General features: G+C 52.9%; 17 protein-coding genes. 1 reads left to right on the top strand and 16 read right to left on the bottom strand.

What is annotated here, in order from left to right; genetic code table 11:
* Window positions 1-8 precede the first annotated feature (8 nt).
* The 7 genes from sufD to aroC form a co-directional block, all read right to left on the bottom strand.
* Window positions 9-1,235, bottom strand: a complete 1,227-nt coding sequence (sufD, locus tag BHAP_RS06040) for a Fe-S cluster assembly protein SufD (RefSeq protein WP_094729837.1) — start codon at window positions 1,233-1,235, stop codon at window positions 9-11.
* 4 nt (window positions 1,236-1,239) lie between these two features.
* Complete coding sequence (gene sufB, locus BHAP_RS06035; RefSeq protein ID WP_094729866.1) at window positions 1,240-2,694, bottom strand: Fe-S cluster assembly protein SufB; 1,455 nt, start codon at window positions 2,692-2,694, stop codon at window positions 1,240-1,242.
* A gap of 227 nt (window positions 2,695-2,921) precedes the next feature.
* On the bottom strand, window positions 2,922-4,532 hold the full coding sequence (locus tag BHAP_RS06030; RefSeq protein WP_094729836.1) for a L,D-transpeptidase family protein: 1,611 nt from the start codon (window positions 4,530-4,532) through the stop codon (window positions 2,922-2,924).
* A gap of 182 nt (window positions 4,533-4,714) precedes the next feature.
* Window positions 4,715-6,382: a CTP synthase gene (locus BHAP_RS06025; RefSeq protein ID WP_094729835.1), complete on the bottom strand. Its 1,668-nt coding sequence runs from the start codon at window positions 6,380-6,382 to the stop codon at window positions 4,715-4,717.
* A 62-nt stretch (window positions 6,383-6,444) separates the two neighbouring features.
* A complete protein-coding gene (gene aroQ, locus BHAP_RS06020; RefSeq protein ID WP_094729834.1) occupies window positions 6,445-6,891 on the bottom strand; it encodes a type II 3-dehydroquinate dehydratase in 447 nt (148 codons plus the stop codon).
* 32 nt (window positions 6,892-6,923) lie between these two features.
* Window positions 6,924-8,558: a bifunctional shikimate kinase/3-dehydroquinate synthase gene (locus tag BHAP_RS06015; RefSeq protein WP_094729865.1), complete on the bottom strand. Its 1,635-nt coding sequence runs from the start codon at window positions 8,556-8,558 to the stop codon at window positions 6,924-6,926.
* Window positions 8,555-9,751, bottom strand: a complete 1,197-nt coding sequence (aroC, locus tag BHAP_RS06010; protein ID WP_094729833.1) for a chorismate synthase — start codon at window positions 9,749-9,751, stop codon at window positions 8,555-8,557. Before aroC ends, BHAP_RS06015 begins: the two co-directional genes overlap by 4 nt.
* A gap of 51 nt (window positions 9,752-9,802) precedes the next feature.
* On the opposite strand from aroC, the gene BHAP_RS06005 reads away from it, so the two are divergent.
* Window positions 9,803-10,270, top strand: coding sequence for a prepilin peptidase (locus tag BHAP_RS06005; protein WP_094729832.1), 468 nt, complete (start codon window positions 9,803-9,805; stop codon window positions 10,268-10,270).
* 108 nt (window positions 10,271-10,378) lie between these two features.
* On the opposite strand, the gene mltG is transcribed toward BHAP_RS06005, so the two are convergent.
* From mltG to BHAP_RS05955, 9 genes are all read right to left on the bottom strand, one after another.
* Window positions 10,379-11,566 (bottom strand): endolytic transglycosylase MltG, encoded by a 1,188-nt coding sequence (gene mltG, locus BHAP_RS06000; RefSeq protein WP_094729831.1) that lies wholly within the window; start codon window positions 11,564-11,566, stop codon window positions 10,379-10,381.
* Window positions 11,567-11,576: 10 nt separating this feature from the next.
* Entirely contained in the window at window positions 11,577-12,062 is a 486-nt protein-coding gene (gene ruvX / locus BHAP_RS05995) for a Holliday junction resolvase RuvX (RefSeq protein WP_094729830.1), read from the bottom strand.
* Between the two features lie 8 nt (window positions 12,063-12,070).
* A complete protein-coding gene (alaS, locus tag BHAP_RS05990) occupies window positions 12,071-14,749 on the bottom strand; it encodes an alanine--tRNA ligase (protein WP_094729829.1) in 2,679 nt (892 codons plus the stop codon).
* A 113-nt stretch (window positions 14,750-14,862) separates the two neighbouring features.
* Window positions 14,863-15,102, bottom strand: a complete 240-nt coding sequence (locus tag BHAP_RS05985; protein ID WP_094729828.1) for a hypothetical protein — start codon at window positions 15,100-15,102, stop codon at window positions 14,863-14,865.
* Window positions 15,102-15,482 carry a DUF948 domain-containing protein gene (locus BHAP_RS05980; RefSeq protein WP_094729827.1) on the bottom strand — a complete coding sequence of 127 codons (381 nt, stop codon included), beginning with the start codon at window positions 15,480-15,482 and terminating at the stop codon, window positions 15,102-15,104. The genes BHAP_RS05985 and BHAP_RS05980 overlap by 1 nt, the downstream gene beginning before the upstream one ends.
* Window positions 15,483-15,566: 84 nt before the next feature.
* Complete coding sequence (locus BHAP_RS05975; RefSeq protein WP_094729864.1) at window positions 15,567-16,241, bottom strand: histidine phosphatase family protein; 675 nt, start codon at window positions 16,239-16,241, stop codon at window positions 15,567-15,569.
* 142 nt (window positions 16,242-16,383) lie between these two features.
* A complete protein-coding gene (rpsD, locus tag BHAP_RS05970; RefSeq protein ID WP_094729826.1) occupies window positions 16,384-17,010 on the bottom strand; it encodes a 30S ribosomal protein S4 in 627 nt (208 codons plus the stop codon).
* Between the two features lie 448 nt (window positions 17,011-17,458).
* Window positions 17,459-20,347: a UvrD-helicase domain-containing protein gene (locus tag BHAP_RS05965; protein ID WP_338024685.1), complete on the bottom strand. Its 2,889-nt coding sequence runs from the start codon at window positions 20,345-20,347 to the stop codon at window positions 17,459-17,461.
* Between the two features lie 110 nt (window positions 20,348-20,457).
* Window positions 20,458-22,497, bottom strand: a complete 2,040-nt coding sequence (locus BHAP_RS05955) for an acyltransferase family protein (protein WP_094729825.1) — start codon at window positions 22,495-22,497, stop codon at window positions 20,458-20,460.
* Window positions 22,498-22,722 lie beyond the last annotated feature (225 nt).

Below are 22,722 nucleotides of genomic sequence, written 5' to 3'. Positions count from 1 at the left end.
ATCTTTGTTTACTTATCTTCTAGAACTGCCTGCATAGCCGCATCCTCGCCGCGGGCAAGTCTGCGGTCGATTACATCCATGAGGTGTTGAGCGACAGATGGTACGCCAATTTCTTCAACGAGTTCACCGAAGAAACCACGCACAACGAGCTTGCGAGCTTCCGTTTCAGGGATGCCACGAGACTGCAAATAGAACAGCTCTTCGTCATCGAAACGACCCACGGAACTAGCATGCCCTGCACCGATAATGTTGCCGTTCTCAATCTCAAGATTCGGTTCAGAGTCGGCGATTGCACCCGGCGTGAGGACCAGATTGCGATTGAGCTCATACGAGTCTGTGCCAGGAGCAGTCGGCTCGATAAGCGCATTGCCAACCCATGTGGAGTGTGCGTCTTTACCGTCAAGAGCGCCCTTGTATACCACGCGGGACTTGCATTCAGGATAATTGTGCACAACCATCGTGCGGTGCTCGATATGCTCGCCCGGATCGACAAAGTAGATGCCGAGCATGTTGAGATCGCCTTGTGCTCCGCCAAAATCCTGATCCATACGGATACGGACAACATCGCCGCCGAGCGTGATAACAGAATGGCGTAGTGAAGCATTCTCACCGACGTGAATCCGATGGTTGCCTACATGCTTGGACCCTTTATCCCATTCTTGGATGAAGGTGGCAGAAATGTGTGAATCCTTGCCAGTTGTGATTTCTACGCCTTCTGCAAGACGCGCAGTACCGTTGTGTTCAACGACAATATCGCCGTGCGTACCGTCGTCAGCAATAATCGTCAGATGTAATGCATCGAGATCATTGCCACCGCCGATTACACGAATCAGTGTCGGCTGAGTAAGTTCGCCCTTCAACTCGATAATGGTCGCCGTATGACCTGCATTCCATTCGACAGCAGCTGCGCGATCGCTAGGCTTGGATACAGAACCAGAACCACCTTCGCCGAGCGGCTTCTGACTGACTGTGACATGCTGCGGATCGACTGGAGTGCCATCCACATTGGAGATAACGATGGCAGTTTCACCGCTTGGCTTGAACACATCAAGGAATTCACTGATACGGTCAATCGGAGTGTATCGCCAATCCTCTTGCTTGCGCGTCGGCATAGGAAAATCGTTCACGTCGAATGAACGAGGCTCTTTGTCAGCGCTTGACGGCATGGCTGCCGGAATAGCGTACGGATCGTTCGGGTCCGCAACAGGAATATTGAGTTCAGTAGTGTTTTGCATGGGATCAGCCCACCGATCCTTCCATCTGCAGTTCGACCAAACGGTTGAGTTCGAGCGCATACTCCATAGGCAGCTCACGGCTAATCGGCTCAACAAAGCCGCGCACGATCATGCCCATAGCTTCCTTTTCTTCAAGTCCGCGGCTCATAAGATAGAACAGCTGATCTTCGGAAACTTTGGAGACAGTCGCCTCGTGTGCCATAGTCACGTCGTCCTCACGCACGTCAACATGCGGATACGTGTCCGAACGAGAGAAATCATCAACGAGCAGTGCGTCGCAAACAGTCGAATTGGATGAACCATAGGCACCATCAACGATCTTGACAAGACCGCGATATGCAGAACGTCCACCACCACGAGAAATAGACTTGGCGACAATCGTAGACTTAGTGTGCGGAGCGAGATGAATCATCTTCGCACCCGTATCCTGATATTGTCCCTTGCCAGCGAAACCGAGCGACATCGTGGATGCGGTAGCATACGGTTCAGCAAGAATGCAAGCCGGGTATTTCATCGTCGCTTTGGAACCAATGTTGCCATCAACCCATTCCATCGTGCCACCTTCGCGCACATAGGCGCGCTGCGTGACGAGGTTGTACACGTTATTCGACCAATTTTGCACGGTCGTATAACGCACGCGAGCATGCTTCTCAACGATGATTTCGACGATGGCCGCATGCAGGGAGTCTTCAGACCAGATTGGCGCAGTACATCCTTCGACATAGTGCACGTAGGAGCCTTCGTCCGCAATAATTAGCGTACGTTCAAACTGACCCATTGCTGGCGTATTGATACGGAAGTACGCCTGTAATGGGATGTCGACGTGCACGCCTTTCGGTACGTAAACGAACGAACCGCCCGACCATGCGGCAGTGTTGAGCGCACCAAACTTGTTATCTTCAGGGCTGACAACCGTACCGAAATACTTGCGTACAAGATCAGGATATTCTCGCACTGCAGTATCAGTGTCGACGAAGATCACGCCTTGTTTTTTGAGATCTTCCTGAATGGAGTTGTAAATAACCTCAGACTCATACTGTGCAGCGACGCCGGAAACCAGACGCTTTTTCTCCGCTTCAGGAATACCGAGACGGTCATAGGTGGAACGAATATCGTCAGGCAGTTCTTCCCACGTTTTAGCTTGCTTATCGATCGGCTTGACATAATACTTGAAATCGTCAGCATTAAAACCACTGAGATCTACGCCCCAGTCAGGCATTGGCTTGTCGAGAAATGCCTTGTATCCGCGCAACCGCATATCGAGCATCCACTGTGGCTCGCCTTTATCGGCACTAATAGCTCGTACGACGTTTTCGTCAATACCTCGTTTAGCGGCTTCACCTGCAGCGTCTGAGTCATGCCAGCCGTAACTGTAGTCTCCAAACTGCTGGATGATTTCATCATCCTGTTTGATCTTTTCCTCGTTGACGCGCGCGCGATCAGCCACATACTGGCTCATCTCCACGTCAGCCGCGGCGTTTGGCGCTTGGTTGTCGTTCACCGTACGCTTCCCTCCAATCGACTTCACAAAGTTCCTACGCAAACCTAACAGAACACGGGGTCAAACACGAGTGTCTACATCGAATATTGGCTGACCGCGGACACGAATGTGATTCAGACGACAACACCAGTAAACGGAAACGGGCCTCGCCAAATAGCGAAGCCCGTCATAACTTTTGTGCAAGCTCAGACCTGAACATGCACAGATGTGCCCATTACAGCCCATCCGTAGAACCATTCAGCCTGATCCCATCCAATACCCACACAGCCGTGCGATGTGTTGCCAAGCTCAGCAACTTGCGCATCATTGATTGCACTCTGCGATGCAATACGGTGAATGGCACAACCTGAATGTGAGAAGTAGTTAACAAATCCCACACCTTTCACATCCCATGATTCTTGCGAGCCATCAGACAGAGTCAGGTTGCCACTCATATCTTGCGACTGGTATTTGAGCCAGATCGTAAAATCGCCGGTAGGTGTGCACAGATCACCGCCTGTGCACTCACCAGTCTTGCGATCGTTGCCTTGACCAGCAGACATGCTCATCGTACGGATAAGCTTGTCGTTCTCATAGGCGTACACCTTATTGTCAGACAGATCAACAACGACATGGCGCTTCGTACTCTTGGTCTGCATTGGATCAACGGTGCCCGTCACGCTCACTGAACCGCTTCCCTTAGCAAGGGCTGCAACTGCATCCTGTCCAAAACTTGAGTCATCGCTAATGGTCACGCCATCATGACCTTCCTTGAGTGTATCAATAACATCGCCGTTATTATTGACGATGACCTCTTGATCGACACGAGTAGACGACAACGAAGTTTTTACGGAATTGTCGAAGTATTGCTGCAACTTATCAGCGTCAAAAACCACGTAACCATTGCGCGTTTCATTCGCCGTCAACTTAGCATTTTCATTAGCATCGAGTCGCATGGACGCAGCCAATGCTGGGGCATCAACAGTAGCGATCTGATGATCACCAATCGTGACGGCTACTGGCTTATCAACGAGCTTGTCGATCGTAGCTTTTGCTTGCGTGGCAATGTCGTCCGTAACAGCAGGCTGAGTCGTGCTTAACGTAACTGCTACAGTTTGTGTCTTACTACTATCCAATGATTGCACGGCTTTGACAGCTGCCTGCGCAACTGGAGTCGGATTGACACCTTGTCCTTGCTTGCCTGCGACTACATCAAAACCTGTGCCTTCTGCGTTAAGCTGCAATGAAGCGTCAACAGGCTTAACTTCCTCAATAGACAGCTTCTCATTGAGCGTATCGGCGATCGCAGCCTGCGGATTAGCTGGTTCAGTTGTTATATCGTTGGTTTTCCAGAACGATATGTACCGCTGCCACCACGGGTCATTACGTTTCGCGTCCATGACTTGCGAAGCAATAGTTTCCGAGTCCACGCTCAGTCCAAGATCTTTAAGGGAGATCTTCGCAGTTTTGCCTTCATATGATGCAGTCACCGTGGTATTGGCTACAGCATCATCGATCTGTGAGACGAGCTGATTGTATGAACGACCAGTTACCGGAGTGCCCCACAATGTCACGCCCGGCAATACATGTGACTGGAAAAACCAGATAGACCCTCCAGCAAATGCACCGAGTAGTGCAACCACAGCTAATACAATCCACGGCCAGATCGCATGCTTGCGGACATGACGATGTGCACTCTTCGCATGAGCGTGTGCTGCAGGTGTTGCCACTGCGCTCAGGTCAAGTGGAGCGAACACTGCTGTCGTCTCGCCGTCCGCGAATGACCCTGCACTGTGCATTTCATTGTTTTCGTTCATTTGCGTTCATTCTCTTACTATGTGCGAGCAAATCCAGAAAGTGGTTTGCACTAGCCTCATTATGCATCATGGCCATGAATTCCTTGTGAAGAAATTCATGGCCATGATCTTGCATCTTTGTTCAGCGCTCAGCAATCATAATGACCGTACATACCGATGGCCCAATATGGTTTTCTCACTGCTCAGTTACGGCCAGCCTCTTGATGGTCGAGCGCTGCCTTAACCAGACCTGCGAACAATGGATGCGGTTTGGTCGGGCGAGACTTAAACTCAGGATGAGCCTGCGTACCTACATAGAATGGATGTACGTCAGTCGGCAGTTCAACGAACTCCGTAAGTTCACCGTCTGGGCTCTGACCAGAAATACGCAATCCAGCTTCACGCAAACGATCCTTGTAGGCAACGTTCACTTCATAACGGTGACGATGACGTTCGGTCACATGGGTTGTACCATACAGTTCAGCCACTAGCGAACCCTCTTCAAGTTCGGCCGGGTAAGAACCCAAACGCATGGTGTGACCCATATCGCCGTGGCCGGCAACAATATCTTTCTGCTCCTCCATAGTGGCGATTACCGGATTTGCGCATTCCGGCTCAAATTCAGTGGAGTTCGCATCCTCGATATCGAGTACGTGACGAGCGTATTCGATCACCATTGACTGCAGACCGAGACACAGACCGAGTGCCGGCAACTTGTTTTCACGCGCATACTTGAGCGCGCCGATCTTGCCGTCAATACCACGAATACCGAAACCACCAGGGATGACGATACCGTCAACCTGATCGAGAGCTGCGGCCGCGCCTTCCTCAGTCTCACACTTATCGGCAGCAACCCACTTGACATTAACCTTGGCCCAGTTGGCGAATCCGCCGGCCTTGATCGCCTCGGTCACCGACAGATAAGCGTCCGGCAGATCAATGTACTTACCGACGATCGCAATGTTTACTTCGTGCTTAGGATGATGCACACGTTCAAGCAGATCCGCCCATTCATCCCAGTCGACGTCATGGAATGGCAGCCCGAGCTCACGCACAACATACGCATCGAGACCCTCGTTGAACAGGATCTTCGGCACATCGTAGATGCTCGGCGCATCCACACAGTTGACAACACCTTCTTCATCCACGTCGCACATCAAAGAGATTTTGTCCTTAATGGACTTGTTGAGCGGACGGTCAGAACGTAGCACAAGCGCGTCCGGAGTGATGCCGAGCTGGCGCAACATCATGACGGAATGCTGGGTCGGCTTAGTCTTAAGCTCGTGCGCTGCGGAAATATACGGCACAAGGGAAACGTGCACAAACATGCAGTTTTCAGCACCGAGGTCACGGCGAACCTCACGAGCAGCTTCAAGGAACGGCTGCGATTCGATGTCGCCAACCGTACCACCGATCTCAGTGATGATGACATCGACATCATCAGATGCCTGTGCTCGCATACGCGACTTGATTTCGTTGGTGATATGAGGGATGACCTGTACACACTGGCCGAGATATTCGCCAGCACGTTCCTTACGCAATACTTCCTGATAGATCTGACCAGTAGTAACGTTCGCCTTTTGCGACAAGAAGACGTCAAGGAACCGCTCGTAGTGGCCGATGTCAAGATCTGTCTCAGCACCATCTTCAGTCACGTACACTTCGCCATGCTGGAACGGGTTCATCGTACCCGGGTCAACATTGATGTATGGATCGAGCTTCTGCTGGAGAACATGAATGCCACGGCTGCGCAACAGACGGCCGAGTGATGATGCAGTTAGGCCCTTGCCGAGTGAGGATACGACGCCACCAGTAACGAAAATATGCTTAGTGACGTGTTCTTGGGAATTGCCATGTTGTCTTCTAACCATGGAATTTCACTGTATCATCCGCGCGTGACCCGGCGTGTTCAACAATGCTAGCCGTGGAGCCGCTAGTCGTTCACGAGGTGTGCAATAGCTTCGAGTGCGAGCCGATAGCCGAAGAAACCAAGACCGGTGATCGTACCAGTGGCGACCGGGCTGATCACCGAACGCTTGCGGAATTCATCACGTGCAGACGGGTTAGAAATATGCACTTCCATCAACGGTAAACCAGCATCACCAACCATATGCGCAGCATCTGCCAACGCGTACGAGTAATGTGTGAATGCGGCCGGGTTCATCACCACTGGAGTTTTCTCGTCAGCAGCCTGATGCATCCAACGAACCATTTCAGCTTCATCATCGGTTTGACGAACGTCAACGTCAAGACCGAATTCTGCTCCCCACTCGGTGCACAGTCGACGGAGTTCTTCGAGATCTTGGCGGCCGTACACATCGGGCTGCCGAACACCAAGACGGCCTAAATTTGGTCCGTTCACTACGATCACTGTGGTCATCAATCACTCCTTATGATTTTTTCAAATCGTTATCAGTGCTGAATACGACGGAAAGCCTCTTCGACAGCGTCCGCTGGCGGATTGTCAAGATGCACTGGATGACCAATACCGTCGAGTACAACGAATCGTAGCGTATTGCCGCGTGCCTTCTTATCGCGGTGCATAAGCGCGAGAACATCGTCGAATGAACCGCCGTTCCACGAAGTCGGCAATCCAAGCGAGCTCAGCACAGAACGGTGATACTCCACCAGATCACTGTCAATATACCCGAGCAAATATGCCAGTTCAGCCGCGTACACCATGCCGACAGCAACAGCGTTGCCATGACGCCAACGGAAATGCTCGATCTTTTCAATCGCATGTCCCAGCGTGTGTCCATAGTTGAGAAACTCGCGTAGACCAGCTTCTTTAAGATCAGCTGCTACATGGCGAGCTTTAACTTGTACCGTTCGTTCGATGAGTTCTGCAACAACATCTTCAAGTGGAGAACCGATAAATGTCGAACCATCAAACGCTCGAAGTTCATCAGCATGATCTTCGAGAATATGCAGAATCTCAGGGTCGGAAATAAAGCCAGATTTAGCGACTTCGCCGAGTCCCTCGATGAAAATATCGTTTGGCAGTGAAGCAAGCGTGTTGAGATCAGCAAGTACGCCAGCCGGCGTATAGAACGAACCGACAAGGTTTTTACCAACCTTGGTGTTAATACCAGTTTTGCCACCTGTAGAAGCATCCACCATCGCAAGTAATGATGTCGGGCAGTTCACATAGCGAATACCGCGCATCCATGTTGCGGCGACGAATCCTGCCACGTCGGTTGCTGCTCCCCCGCCAACGCCAACTACAGCGTCTGATCGAGTAAATCCTTCACTGCCTAACCGCTCCCAAATGCCGTTTGCCACAGTAATGGTCTTGCCAGCTTCAGCGTCAGGAATCACGATATCGCAAACCTGATAGCCCGCCTGCCGCAACAGCGCACGAGCACGATCAGAATGGCGTTGCACAGGTTGCGTGTGGATTAAAGCAACACGCACCGGGCGATCGCCAAGGATGCCGGCAAGATGGTTAAGCGTTCCTTCACCGATGCGCACGTTGTAGTCGTCCGCGGCAACGACATCGACATGGACAACGCGTTCCTCGATCATGTTCATCACCTTTCTCGCCGCCATTTGCGGCGTGGACCCGTGGGTACGTACGTGAACATTCGCAATACGATTGAATACTGGGTCACGCTGTTGATACAATCGCATCCATCGAGCGTCAGCGTCGTCACCGGCTAACATCGGTCGTCCACCGCCACGGTTGGCGCGCTCCATTGCTTCTTTGGGATCAGCCTGCAAATAGATCACGCGGCCGCCATCAGCAATGTAATCAGCAAGCGCATCTTGTGTTGCTGGTGTCATCGGCGCTCCGCCACCGAGTGCGAATAAACCGTCGAAATCATTGAGTGTACGCTGAATGAGATCAGTTTCGACCTGTCGAAATGCCGGTTCACCGTATCGATTAAAGTACTCGGGAATTGACATTCCTACTTCGTGTTCAATCTCAATGTCTGCATCGCGGAACGGTAGTCCTAGCATCTGCGAGACTTCGCGACCAACGCGAGTTTTGCCGGCGCCCATCATGCCGATAATGACAGCGACTGGCCGGTTGCCTGTGTTACTCATCTCATGTGCTCCGGCCATGAAGCGAGGTAGCCAGCCGCGTTGCGACGGATTTCCTCGATACTGTCCCCTCCGAACTTCTCCAACACGAACTTCGCCAAAGTCAGACGAACCATTGCCTCCGCTACAACAGAAGCTGCCGGAACTGCTGTCGAATCGGAGCGCTGATTAATAGCTGCTGCTGCATCTCCGGACGTAACATCAACAGTGCGCAGAGCACGAGGAATGGAAGGAATCGGTTTCATCGCAGCGCGTACGCGAATCGGCTCACCATTCGACATGCCACCTTCAATACCGCCTGCGCGGTTTGTCAGTCTTGTGATATGTCCATCAGCGCCCGGCACCATTTCATCATGCGCAGCTGATCCTGGGCGTACTGCTTCGAGGAAACCATCACCAATTTCCACGCCCTTAATTGCTTGGATACCCATCACGGCGCCGGCCAATGCCGCGTCAAGACGGCGATCAGATTCGACATACGTACCTAAGCCAGCCGGCACACCGTAGGCGATCACTTCAATCACACCGCCAACCGTATCGGCGTTGGCTTTGATCTCATCGATACGCGAGATCATACGCGCTTCAGCGTCTTTATCGAGTGTGCGCACTGGCGACGCATCAAGGGCCGCAACATCATCCGGTGTAGGCAATACACGGTCAGCAGCCGCCTCGTCTACGCCAGCGCCACCAATCGACAGCACATGCGCAACCGTGCGAATACCGACACTCTGCTCAAGGAAACGTGCCGCTACTGCACCCAAGGCAACGCGAGAAGCAGTTTCTCGAGCGCTAGAGCGTTCAAGCACTGGACGAGCATCATCAAAACCGTATTTGCGCATGCCGGTTAGATCAGCATGCCCCGGTCGAGGACGACTCAACGGCGCATTACGTCCCTCACGAGCAATCTCATGATCGAGCGGATCAGCGCTCATTACCTCAGTCCATTTTGGCCATTCAGTATTCGCGATTTCGATAGCGACCGGTGAACCAAGCGTTAGACCATGTCGCACGCCGGTGAGTAGACGAACCTTATCTTGCTCGAATTTCATACGCGCACCACGACCATATCCGAGACGTCGACGCGCCAGCGCATCTACGATATCGCTACTGGTCACCTCCACGCCTGCAGGAAGTCCCTCAATCATGGCGACCAGCGCCTCGCCGTGTGATTCGCCCGCCGTCTGCCAGCGCAACATTCGATACTCCTTTGGTTGGTGCCCTCGTTAACTTCGCACTAGCATAGCGGTATGGCTTGCCTTGCGTTGTTACCGAGTCTGATCTGTGGACTGGCAGTGAGTATCGAAGACGTGCGTCGCCGCCGTGTGCCGCGCGCGTGGATCATAGTGGGATGCTTGACGCAACTCATTGCGAACATTATCTACGCGCTGAGTATGAACAGTTTATTTGTAGTAGTGCAAGCACTATTATTCGCTGCGATTGCTGCCATATTGCAAGGGTTGCTCGCTCTGGCGAAGCCGGGATCATTAGGTTTCGGCGACGTGACTTGCACTGCGATGACCGGTTTAGGCGTGGGATTATTTGGACTGATGGCAATTGTTTCATGGTGGCTGTGTATAGGGTTGCTGGGATTGGCATGGATGACACTATGGATTCGTTTCGATCCGCAAGCCCATACACCATATGCCGGTAAAGTACCGTTCGCGCCCGTAATTGTAGCAGCGAGCGTTATCGCGGTTGGTATCACGCTGTTCTAAGTATTCTGCATCAGAAGTTTGTTTGCGAATTTACTATCCCTTAATTATTGCGGTTCCCCTTGTCAGGGGAGCCGCAATAAAACGTAAACGGATCTCTGACACCGGATGCTAGTTTGCGTTTTCGTTGCCAGTTTTGTACTCGTTGACATACTGTTGGAATTGCGCGTTCTGCTCATCGAGCGAACCAGTTGTAAACTTTGTCTCTCCAGTAGTCAGATTCACCGTCACAAAGTAGAGCCAATCGCCTTCTTCGGGTTTAAGCGCAGCTTGAATAGCCTTATCAGCTGGATTGCTGATTGGTGTTGGAGGCAACCCCTTGTTCGTTCGCGTGTTGTACGGATTGCTTGCATCATCGAGCATACTTTGCGTAATTTTCGACGGCTCAACATTGTTACCGTATGCGATGGTCGAATCCATACCAAGCGTCATATCTTGTGCAAGACGATTTTCGATAACGCGCGTAACTTTGCCGTAGTACTCGTCCTTGTTGACTTCTGCTTCAGCAATGGATGCGATCGTCAACACACGTTGACGGCTCTCTGCCGGCACCGACAGTGAATCAAGCTTGGCAATACGCGCGTCAACCATTGCTTTGACAACATCAGAAGCACTACGGTTAGTCACCGTGTACGTTCCAGGCTCAAGCCATCCTTCAAAACTGCCCTCAGCCTCAGCTGGCAGAATGCCAGAGCCATCACCCTTAAGTACACTAGCGAAATCGTCGGCATTCACACCGTCAATTGTCGCCACGTTCGCAAGAACCGTCGATACACGCTCGCCGGGCTTGACTTCAAGGAAACCCCCCGCTTTACTCTGATCAGAGAGAATTGCCACTACATCGGAGGCTTTCATCTGCTGCTTCAGCTGATACGTTCCTGGATAAAGCGTAGCATTAGCAGAAGCGACCGCATTAGTGAATGCTTCCACCGATTTGACAATATCCTGATCAAGCAGATTCTGTCCGATATCAGCTGGGCCTTGTCCGGATTCAACCGTGAACGCCACATCATTCGCGCCCGGTCCGCTGTAATCAGCGATTACAGCACTCACATTACGAGCATTATTCCACGCACGCAAACGGTGATAGCCAGCGTATACGCCGCCAACAACCACAACAATAACAACAATTATTGCGATCAGGGTACTGATCATTCGCCGCTGACGTTGTGCACGACGCTTACGCATCTCCCGCCGCGATTTCGGTGGCTTTGGTGGTGCCGCCGAACTCACAGGCGTTCCGTGGTCCTCAACCCACTGGGTATTGTCGGAGAAAAACTCTTCGAAATCCTCAGCCATTGGACTATCCTCATTCTTCTCTAGCGTCGTCCGCTACGCCTGTCCGTACGCGACCATCCAACGCCGATTGCAATATCACCACTGCTGACTGCTGGTCTACAAACGGACGATGCCGACGTGTAGTCACTTGTGCTTGGAGTAATTGACGATGCGCGCTCACCGTAGTAAGACGTTCATCAAGTAGCACAATGGAGGGAATGTGTTCAATACTACATTCCCCATCATCCATCATTCGCTGGATACGAGTAGCAAGGTTTGCTGCCCAACGACGAGCTTTCTTCGCACTTTTGCCTTCTGAACCATCCAACAACAATGGCAAACCGACAACGACATGGTCAACCAATTCGTCTTCAATGACGTTGATAACCTCGTCGAGGGCTTGAAAAGAATCACCGTACACCCGTACATTTCCCGCAGGATGTGCGAGGGTGAGCTCCGGGTCAGACAACGCAAGTCCGACCCGAGCATCACCCAAATCAACACCGAGCCATACCACTAGGCAGCTCAGCCCTTCTGTGCCTCGTTCTTCAACGCGGCAACTGCCTCGTCAATCTTCGAGGCGTCAGCGCCACCGCCCTGCGCAAAGTCAGGCTTGCCGCCGCCACCGCCGCCGAGGATCTTGGAAGCGCCACGCACCAAGTCGCCAGCCTTAATGCCAGCCTTGCGAGCCGCTTCATTCGTGGCTACAGCAACCATCGGCTTATCATCTTCGGACACGCCAGCGAGAGCGACAACAACTGGGAATTCGTCGCCAAGCTGTCCACGCACGTCAAGAACCGTCTTGCGCAGTGCATCGAAGGAACCAAAGTGTCCAACGTTCTTCGCAGCAACCTTGACTGGAGCCTGTGAAGCGCGCGTATCAGCAACCAGTTGCGGTACAGCCGCAGCTAACTGGCTTTCATACATAGCCGCCAGACGACGATCTGATTCCTTGAGCTTGGCGAGCAACGTATTCACGCGATCCGCCAGCTCATCGGGGCGAGCATTGAGCTTGTCACTGAGCTGGGAGACAAGTGCATGCTCACGCGCGTTGAAGTCATATGCACCAGCGCCGACAAGCGCATCGACACGGCGAACTCCTGAACCGATGGAGGCTTCCGACATGATGTTGACCATACCGATCTTGCCAACATGATCAACATGCGTACCGCCGCACAGCTCACGGCTCCAACCGTCTTCACCGATCGAAACCACACGCACAATATCGCCGTACTTTTCGCCGAACAGGTGCATCGCGCCGAGGGCGATTGCGTCATCGAATTTCATTTCGCGCGTGGTGACCGCGAGATTGTCACGCAGTTTCTCGTTGACACGTGCTTCAACAGCGTTCATCACGGTCTTCGACGGGGCCTTAGACCACTGGAAGTCAAAGCGCAGACGGTTCGGCGCATCTTCGGAACCACGCTGGGTGGCCTGTGGGCCGAGCTCCTCGCGCAGTGCCTTGTGCACCATATGCGTAGCAGTGTGCGAACGAGCGATTGCACCACGACGATCAAGGTCAATGCTCGCGCTTACCGGAGCACCAACGCGCAGTGTGCCTTCCGTCAGACGGCACTGGTGAACAGTCAGACCCTTGATCGGCTTCTGTACGTCGTCCACTTCGAGCACAGCACCATCATCAGTCAGAATCTCGCCCTGATCGGCGAGCTGACCGCCGGCCTCCGCGTAGAACGGAGTACGGTCGAGAATGACTTCGACATTGGCCGGAGCCATAACAACCGGCACCGAACCCTTGCCTTCCTGCATGATGCCGAGTACGGTGCCACGGGCGGAGTATTCGGTGTAGCCAAGGAAGTCAATCGGCTTAGCAAGCGTCTTCTTGAAATCGTCGTAGACAGACAAATCCACATTGTGACGCTTCTTCAATGCGTCGGCACGAGCGCGAGATTTCTGCTCGGCCATAAGCTCACGGAACTTCGCTTCGTCGACCTTCACGCCCTGATCGGCAGCCATTTCGAGGGTCAGCTCAATCGGGAAACCGTACGTGTCATGCAGGGTAAATGCGTCGTCACCAGAAACAGTCGGGTCAGCAGTCTTCTTAGCGTTCGCAACAGCCACGTCAAGAATCTGAATGCCGTTGTCAAGCGTGCGGCGGAACGCATCTTCCTCACCATATGCAGCTTCAGACACATCATGGAACGTGGTTTCGAGCTCCGGATAGCTGGCTACCATCGCGTCCTTAGACACTGGCAGGAGTTTGGGAATAACCGGATCGGTAACGCCCAGCACACGCATGGCCTGAATAGTACGACGCAGTAGACGACGCAGCACATAACCGCGACCGACGTTGCTCGGACGCACACCGTCGGACATGATCATGAGCGCGGAACGCACGTGATCAGCTACGACACGGAACTTCACATCCGCTTTCTCATCCTCGCCGTATTTGCGGCCAGACAGACGCTCAGCAGCTTCGATAACAGGGAAGACTTCGTCCGTCTCGTAGATATTCTGCTTGCCCTGCATAAGGTAAGCAAGACGTTCAAGACCAGCACCCGTATCAATATTCTTGTGCTCAAGCTCACCTACAATGTGCAGGTCAGTCTTGGACTTAACATTGTCGACTTCATAGTTTTCGAACACGAGATCCCAGATCTCAATGTACCGATTTTCGTCAGCGATCGGGCCACCTTCAACACCATATTCAGGGCCACGATCAACATAGATCTCGGAGCATGGACCGCCAGGGCCAGGGCCACCAGTGGTCCAGAAGTTGTCTTCCATGCCCATGATCTGGATGTGCTCAGGATCGACACCCTCGTTCTTCCACATCGAACGAGCTTCCTCGTCGTCGGTGAACGTGGTCATCCACAGCTTTTCGGGATCAAAACCATAGCCGCCTTGATCTTGCGGCGTGGTCAACAGCTCCCATGCATAGTGGATAGCTTCTTCCTTGAAGTAATCACCGAAGGAGAAGTTGCCGAGCATCTGGAAGAATGTGCCGTGACGGGTGGTTTTGCCGACTTCATCAATATCAAGCGTACGCACGCACTTCTGGTTGGATGCCATGCGATGCTTCGGCGGAGTTTGCTCACCCATGAGGTATGGGATGAACGGCACCATGCCGGCAATAGTGAATAGTGTGGTCGGATTCGGCGAGATCAGCGATGCTGACGGCACGATGAGGTGGTCATGTTTGCCGAAATAGTCAAGATAGCGCTTCGCGATTTCTGAAGTGCGCATGAGTAGTATGAACTCCTTGTTTGTGAAGGGATCGTGATTCGATCCGTTCCCGATATTTGCAGATACCGTCCGATAGAACCGTCTATGAGATTGGCGTTACAAGCGATATGCGACTACCGGTCCGCACGGCTCGTATATGCCTTGTTTAACTCAGCCTCACGGGCTCGACGGGTCGCATTGAACTCGTTGATCAAACCCTCGAGTGTACGCATCGTAACATGATCCTGATCAGGACCGAGTACGAACTGACGCATCGCATCCGGTGTGTTTGCCTTGACATAAGCGTTCGCTTTGGACACTGCGATCACACCAGCTGCAAATCCGAGGCCGATCCAAAAGAGTCGTTTGAACATCACTCCCCCTTCGTGGTACCGCCAGCACGCTTCGCAAGGAAGGACTGCGCAGTTGATTTAAGCGCGTAAGTCGCGGAAGCGATCTTGATAATAGGCTTGCCGAGGAACGATCCATACAAATCAGTCAGCGCACCGACGTTGTTAGCCGTGGTAGATGCAGCGGCAGAGATACGATTGACATCTTCGAGAGACTTGTTCACCTGCTTGACCGTAGTTACACCTTCGTCAAGAGCCGGAATCGCATGTTCACCCGATTCCCGAACCGTTTCGGAAATCTGATCAAACAGCTTTCCAAGACGAATCAACGGGTAAATCATGAATCCGGCGAGCACGGCGAACGCGATCGCGGCAATCAGTCCGGCGATTTCTCCAACACCCATCTGAACCTCTTTTCTGCATCACGGCAGGACCGTGCACACAATACCCGCACAAGACTAGCCAACGGCCGCGACGCATGCAACTTATCACCAGTTGTATCGCACAATAGTCAGTGCTTCGTTAAACGGTTTTGTTGTATCGAAATCAATATCGGTAACTGATCCGTTAGCTGGACGCTCGCTTAAATCAAGTGTGTCATCGCCGAATCGATGTGCCAAACTCAGCAACGTGTTACCGTGTGAAATCTGCAACACATCATCACCGTCTTTCAGTGCTGTGTTGGCCGCAATCAATGCGAACGCACCTTCGACACGTTCCCAATATTCGGCATCCGATTCTGCATCGTGGAATGGGTCGGCTTCTTTGAGAAAGTCTCGCGTGGCAGCCAGTCCGAATTTTTCTACGATGTCATTATAGTTTTTTGCACCATGAGGACCGCCAGCCGCAGTCCACGCAAGGGACATATCTTGCCCTTCGAAATAGCCGTAACATTGCTCTCTAAAGTGCATGTCAGACACCAGTTCGGGTCGTACATGACCGGCAGCTTCATTGATGTCGAGGATGCGAGCAGCAGTGATTTGTGCGCGCGATGTATCGGAGCAGTAAGCCGCGGCAAACGTAATATGCTCAAGTTTATGACCGGCTTTATCGGCATCAGCGAGTCCGGAAACAGTCAGTGGCGCATTGCACCAGCCCTGCAGTCGGTTATAGCGATTGAATGTGGTTTGCCCGTGACGGACAAGATGCAGATGCAGAATCATGGTTTGATTATGGCACTGTGCATGGTCGTGGGCGCGCCGAGCCGCTCGAAGATACATGAACACCCCGGGCGTATGCCACGGGGCGTTCATGCGTATGTATGTCCTTAAGCTGTAAATAGTTACAGTGTGAAAGAGATCCAGATCAGCGAGCGTAGAACTCGACGACGTACTGGATGTTGACCTGAACCGGGATCTCTTCGACTTCCGGCTTGCGGGTCAGAGTAGCCTTCAGAGAGGCGAGGTTCACGTCAAGGTAGCCCGGAACTGCCGGCAGCACGTCACGGTGCACGCCTTCAGCAGCGATCTGGAACGGAACCATAGTCTGGCTCTTCGCCTTGACCTGAATGGTCTGGCCCGGCTTGACGCGGTAGGACGGGCGGTCCACGATGTTGCCGTCAACGAGAATGTGACGGTGCACCACAAACTGACGAGCCTGAGCGGTGGTGCGGGCGATGCCAGCACGCAGGACCAGGTTGTCGAGACGGGTTTCCAGATCGGTCAGCATAGCGTTACCAGTCTGGCCCGGAGTGTGGGTGCCCTGCTCGTAAGCACGACGCAGCTGCTTCTCGGACACGCCATACTGGGCACGCAGACGCTGCTTCTCGCGCAGACGGACTGCGTAATCGGATTCGGTACGGCGACGAGTACGGCCGTGCTCACCCGGAGCATACGGACGCTTTTCGAAGATGCGCTGAGCCTTCGGGGTCAGTGCAATGCCGAGGGCGCGAGAAAGACGCACCTGACGGCGGGAACGCTGAACGTTCGTCATTGGTTTATTCCTTTGGTTGTTCTGTCGTTGTCTGAACGGAACGAGGGTATCGGGTGACACCCACGCTGAGCCGGCCTCTCCAGCGCTTGTTCGCGACGTGCGCGAACGGCAGGGAACTATGCAGTTCCCAGTCGCCGACCCGCTGACGGGCTAAGGCTCCCAGACGATGTGTCTTGGCGACACACCGAGTAAATAGTATATGCACACGCCATAGACAACCGTGTGTGGCAGAAATCTCTCACTGAGCGTCGCTCAGTGAGAGATTTCTGCCACGCACCATTAAGCAGCCAACTGTCTGTAGGCGAAGTGAGCGACCCTGCCGCGAAGGCACCCAATCGAAACGCTCGCCAGAGCTTCTCAATAGCTGAGCCGTCAAACAGACAGTCCAGTGGACTGTCTGTAGGCGAAGTGAGCGGCGTAGCCGCGAAGGCGCCGATTGAAACGCTCGCTAGAGCTTTTCAATCGGCGCAACCCGCAGCATCAGCCGCTTAACCCCAGCAGAACCGAAATCAACGGTAATAACCGAGTTACGACCCTTATCCTGCGTATCAATAATCTTGCCCAGCCCATACTGGTCGTGCGTAATACGATCGCCAACGTGAAAATCAGCAATATTGAGCTGGTTATCTTTCTTGAGAGACGATGCCGGTACCCCACCATTCGCCTTAGGAGCCACACGCCGCGTAGTCACCTTGCCGCCGCGAGTCGAACTTCCTGTGGTAGAACCAGATGAACCGTATCGATTCGCGTATCTCGAACCATATCGAGACGATGATCCATATGCGCTCGCCCCTGTGCCGGAACCGTATGTTGACGATGTTGACGAGCTATACGACGATTGTCCGGCACCATATCCGCGCCGTGAACCGTACGACGAAGACTGCCCCGAACCATACGATGAACCACCGTACGACGAACCACCAAACGTAGTGCTGCCCGAGAAATCGTCGTCACCCCATCCGCCAAATTCGTCCGCGTCATTGAAGTCAGACTGCCAGCTGCCACGCATACGATCAGTACTCGTCTCGCGACGTTTCCAGTCAATCAGTTCAGCGGGAATCTCATCAAGGAATTGACTGGGCAGCATTTCGTTTGCTTGTCCCCATTGAGTACGTACCGCAGCACGCGTCACATACAGTCGCCGCTTCGCACGAGTGATACCCACGTACGCAAGTCGTCGCTCTTCAGCAAGTTCACTGGTATCTTCCAACGCACGCGAATGTGGGAACGTACCTTGCTCCATACCGGTGAGGAACACTACCGGATATTCGAGGCCCTTCGCTGTGTGCAACGTCATCAACGTCACTTTGCCGCTGTCTTCACCCTCGGATGGTAGCTGGTCAGAATCAGCCACTAACGCAGTGGTTTCAAGGAATCCAGCCAGTGTCGCATCCGGCGTATTCTGTTCAAATTCGGCAGCAACCGACTGCAACTGCGACAAATTCTCCACGCGCGACGAATCTTGCGGATCTTCAGATTTCTTCAGCTCGTCAAGCAATCCAGACTTAGACAAGACCTCAGCCACGATTTCACTCGGGCGATTCACCGGATCTGCCGCAAACTCGCGCAAAGCGGCCATAAGATCACGGAATGCACACAACTGATTCGCTGTACGCTTCGCCACGCCTTCGATCGAATCGAGACGTTCGATAGCCGTATAGAACGGAATCCCGTTCGCGTCAGCATATTCGGCAACAATCGCTTCAGCTCGCGCTCCAAGTCCTCGCTTTGGCACGTTGAGAATACGTCGCATATTGACATCATCAGCCGGATTGACAATGGCTTGTAAATACGCAATCGCATCTTTGACCTCGCGCCGCTCGTAGAATCGAGTACCACCAACTAGCTGGTAGGGTAAACCAGCGTTGATCAGTGCCTCTTCAAGCGAGCGCGACTGTGCGTTGGCACGATACATGATGGCCATGTCTGAGTAAGCAATGGATTCTTCACTGTGTAAACGTGCAATTTCATTGGCGATCCATCCCGCTTCTTGCTGCGCGTTGTCAGCCGCGTAGCCGACGATCGGTTCGCCTTTGCCAAGTGCAGTCCACAGTTTCTTTGGCTTGCGTCCCTCGTTACGTGAGATCACTGCGTTCGCTGCATCGAGGATAGTTTGCGTGGACCGGTAGTTTTGCTCGAGCATGATTGTTCTCGCGTTGGGAAAATCTTGCTCAAAATCTTGGATGTTGCGGATGTCTGCGCCGCGGAAAGCGTAGATTGACTGATCTGAATCGCCGACGACGGTAATCCATGCTTGTCCTTCGCGGCCAGCGTTGCGAGGAGTTTGCGACTGTTGTGCTGTTGGCGCCGTTGGCGCTGTCGCTGGTACGCCGGCTGGCATTGTCGGCATCATGGCTTGGTCTTCCCAACCACCCCAGTCATCCCACTCGTTTTGTGGTTCGCTGACTGGCAGAATATGCACTGGCTGTGGATTGACGGTTGGCGCAGCAGTCATCGTCATAGTCGATGATTGTGTCTGATGTGCTGCGTCAACGCCGGCAAGTTCGCGTACGAGTACGTACTGTGCGTGATTGGTGTCCTGATACTCGTCGACGAGGATGTAACGGAATTTATGTCGATAGTATTCGGCGACAGTTTGATCAGTGCGTAGCAGTTCGACAGTGCGACCGATAAGATCGTCGAAGTCGACAGCGTTTGCGGCGGCAAGTCGGTACTGGTATTCCGCATATACCACTGCGTACAGCGCTTCAACATCACCGGGATTGCCGATACGGTACCCGCGCTGTCCAGGCTTGTAATCGGGAGCGTACTGCTTGAGGCGAGTCTGCCAGCCTTCAAGATTGTTTTTATAATCTGAGATACGCGCGAGGATGGCACGCGGCGTGTACCGTTTGATATCAATGTTGAGGTCAGCGGCAATGAGTTTGATTAAACGTTCACAGTCAGCCGTGTCATAGATAGAAAATCCCGAGTCCAAGCCAATGGCTTTGCCGTCACGACGCAGAATACGGACGCATGCCGAGTGGAAGGTGGATACCCACATACGCTCGGCAACCGGTCCAATAAGCGCAGCGAGACGTTCACGCATTTCTGCAGCAGCTTTATTCGTGAAGGTAATAGCAAGTACTTGACTTGGCCATGCACCGAATTGGCTGAGAATATATGCAATACGTCGGGTCAGTACGCGGGTTTTACCTGAGCCTGCGCCAGCACCAATGAGCAGTGCCGGACCACGATACTGTACAGCCTCAGCCTGTTGAGGGTTGAGATCACCGACGAGTTCGTTCGCAGTTCTGACAATGAGATCCGAATCCTGCTGCACGCTGCTCCCCTTACGTTCATCACTTGTTTGTCCGTTGCCTTGCCCATTACTCATTGGCAACGATCATTGCTGGACTTTCTTATCTACCATATGTTGCGGTCAGACGCGTTGCGAATGCGCAATTGATCGTTCAACAACCATCTATGCTGTGCCCGCTCAACCAATCACACACCGTGATCAGCGATCCACCCAGCAATAGCATTTTTAACCGTCTGCGCATACAATTCCTGACCTTCAACGCCGGGGTGAATACCGTCGCTGCCCAATAGTTCCGGGTGAGCGCCGATTGCAGCATTCCAATCAGCCACGGTTACATTACCGGCATGCATACTCGCGTAATCAAATGCTGCTTGGTTTGCAGGCGGAATCCATGAACGGTCGCCGTAGGCAGTAACGAGAATGAAGACATGACCGTCACCAGCCGCATTGACAATATCGTCAAAGTCTTGTGTGGTAGATTGCGAATTAGTATTCAACGACACCACAACGTATTTGCGTAACTGTCCTTGAGCTTTGAGGGTGGAGACTACTTCCGGACCTTTCAAGATAGAACGCGACACTTGCGCGTCAACAACAATACCTGGTAGTAATTTGCTCAATGCTGGCGACGCGCCGACAGTCACTGAATCTCCTACAACGCTTACCTGCTTGCCGTCAAGGTTACTCAGCGCCTTTTGTATCGCTTGTTCCCGTTTACGAGCAGCTTCTTCAGCACGTTTCTTCGCCTCCGCTGCAGCCTTCGCAGCTTGCGCGTCACTAGCTCGCTTGTCAGCTTGACTATTGAGTACACCTTGATTGCGCTCAAGCTCAATCTGTATGCGAGATTTGGCTGGAGCTACGTGCACGCCAAACACAAAACCAATGATTGCCGCCACCGTCACTACAACAGTTACTATTCGTCGCAATATCACACTCGCGCGAGACGAGACTAATGCTGATGAGGCGGCAACCTGTTGCGGATTGTGAACGTCACTGGCTGTATCAAGAGCATGAGCTTCAGCCAAAGGCTGGAATGACACAGATGCCCCGTCTAGGGCGCTAGAGGCGACACGGCTTGCGGCCGGTACAGCCTGATCATGCGGAGCAATTGAGGCAGTTCCACGATTGTTGCGTATCAACATGCTAAACGGCTGCTCGATCATCCACCATGACAGTGCTGCCATACATCCGCTGGCAATAAGCGTCAATGTCCAGATCAGCCACATGCCACGCCCACGCCAACCTGGCAACAGTAACTGGAACATCACAAACAATGGCCAGTGCCATAAATACACGCCATACGAGTATCGACCCAACAGTGCGAGCGGTCGCCATGTAAACAGTTCGTTCATCCACGAATCTGGTTGAATACTGCCACAGATAAGCACAATAGTGAGTAGTGCGGCTGCGAACAATCCTCCACGAAATGCAGATGCATCCTGATCAACGTGCAAGGTGAGTGCAAACAACACCAGTAATGCACCAGTAGCCAGCCAAGGCATAATTGGACGAATGCGTTCAGGCATCGTCATCTCATGCTGCTTAATATCATGGATTGCCCAAGCGAGTGCAAGGCCAAACAAAATACCAAAACAGTGCGTATCCGTACCGAAATACACGCGAGTCGGGTCCGCGTCAGGCTTATATAGGACACCCATCAGTATTGCAGAAACTAACGCTAACGTAATCGGAACAACTACGCGCACGCGCTGCGGAACAAATTTATGTACAGCCACTACGAATAACGGCAAAATAAGTGTCACTTGTGCGAGTAACGCAACAAACCATAAATGTCGCAACGGCTGCGGCGACGTTAACGCAAAATAGCTGCTTCCACTCACAATCGCTTGCCAATTCGAGGAGAACGTGAGCGCAGCAAGGCTGGCACCGGGAATACCAACCAAGAGATCACGGTCAATAAGCAGCCCCAACGAGACGACAGCGATCACCATGAATGCCATTGCAGGCCATAGACGAACCAGACGACGCAGGTAGAAGCGTCGAAGATCAATCCGCCCATCACGTGCTATCTCGCGCAGCAAGCCAGTCCCCAGCAGAAAGCCAGAAACCGTAAAAAACATGTCAACGCCAATAAAACCGCCGTGTAGCGTTGACGCCGACAAGTGATACCACATAATACCGATTAACGCGACACCCTTAATGCCATCCATGCAACGATATCTCGTGCTCGCGGTCTGCCGTGCCGATTGTGCTTGCGTTTCCATCACCCCGATATCCTACGACGAATATGGACTGTCAGCGCGAGACTGGCCTACCACACCACTTGCACGGCGTGGCGCGGTCGAAGTCGGCGGGCGAGAGCAATGCGCAATGAAGTGAGTGCGGCACGACTCTGCTTCAACGGTCATCTGGACGGCGTAGACTGGCGGTTCACGCGATATTGACCTGTCCGCATTCATCGATTGCCAATCGATTCATGACGTAAGGAG

It is taken from the genome of Bifidobacterium hapali (assembly GCF_002259755.1).
Classification (GTDB): Bacteria; Actinomycetota; Actinomycetes; order Actinomycetales; family Bifidobacteriaceae; genus Bifidobacterium; species Bifidobacterium hapali.
The sequence above is the reverse complement of the archived record's forward strand: the minus strand, read 5'-3'. Positions and strand labels throughout refer to the sequence as shown.

Excerpts from the sequence above, each read along its gene's own strand:
- sufD (WP_094729837.1), bottom strand. The coding sequence starts at position 1,235 with ATGCAAAACACTACTGAACTCAATATTCCTGTTGCGGACCCGAACGAT.
- sufB (WP_094729866.1), bottom strand. The coding sequence starts at position 2,694 with ATGAGCCAGTATGTGGCTGATCGCGCGCGCGTCAACGAGGAAAAGATC.
- BHAP_RS06030 (WP_094729836.1), bottom strand. The coding sequence starts at position 4,532 with ATGAACGAAAACAATGAAATGCACAGTGCAGGGTCATTCGCGGACGGC.
- BHAP_RS06025 (WP_094729835.1), bottom strand. The coding sequence starts at position 6,382 with ATGGTTAGAAGACAACATGGCAATTCCCAAGAACACGTCACTAAGCAT.
- aroQ (WP_094729834.1), bottom strand. The coding sequence starts at position 6,891 with ATGACCACAGTGATCGTAGTGAACGGACCAAATTTAGGCCGTCTTGGT.
- BHAP_RS06015 (WP_094729865.1), bottom strand. The coding sequence starts at position 8,558 with ATGAGTAACACAGGCAACCGGCCAGTCGCTGTCATTATCGGCATGATG.
- aroC (WP_094729833.1), bottom strand. The coding sequence starts at position 9,751 with ATGTTGCGCTGGCAGACGGCGGGCGAATCACACGGCGAGGCGCTGGTC.
- BHAP_RS06005 (WP_094729832.1), top strand. The coding sequence starts at position 9,803 with ATGGCTTGCCTTGCGTTGTTACCGAGTCTGATCTGTGGACTGGCAGTG.
- mltG (WP_094729831.1), bottom strand. The coding sequence starts at position 11,566 with ATGGCTGAGGATTTCGAAGAGTTTTTCTCCGACAATACCCAGTGGGTT.
- alaS (WP_094729829.1), bottom strand. The coding sequence starts at position 14,749 with ATGCGCACTTCAGAAATCGCGAAGCGCTATCTTGACTATTTCGGCAAA.
- BHAP_RS05985 (WP_094729828.1), bottom strand. The coding sequence starts at position 15,102 with ATGTTCAAACGACTCTTTTGGATCGGCCTCGGATTTGCAGCTGGTGTG.
- BHAP_RS05980 (WP_094729827.1), bottom strand. The coding sequence starts at position 15,482 with ATGGGTGTTGGAGAAATCGCCGGACTGATTGCCGCGATCGCGTTCGCC.
- BHAP_RS05975 (WP_094729864.1), bottom strand. The coding sequence starts at position 16,241 with ATGATTCTGCATCTGCATCTTGTCCGTCACGGGCAAACCACATTCAAT.
- rpsD (WP_094729826.1), bottom strand. The coding sequence starts at position 17,010 with ATGACGAACGTTCAGCGTTCCCGCCGTCAGGTGCGTCTTTCTCGCGCC.
- BHAP_RS05965 (WP_338024685.1), bottom strand. The coding sequence starts at position 20,347 with ATGAGTAATGGGCAAGGCAACGGACAAACAAGTGATGAACGTAAGGGG.
- BHAP_RS05955 (WP_094729825.1), bottom strand. The coding sequence starts at position 22,497 with ATGGAAACGCAAGCACAATCGGCACGGCAGACCGCGAGCACGAGATAT.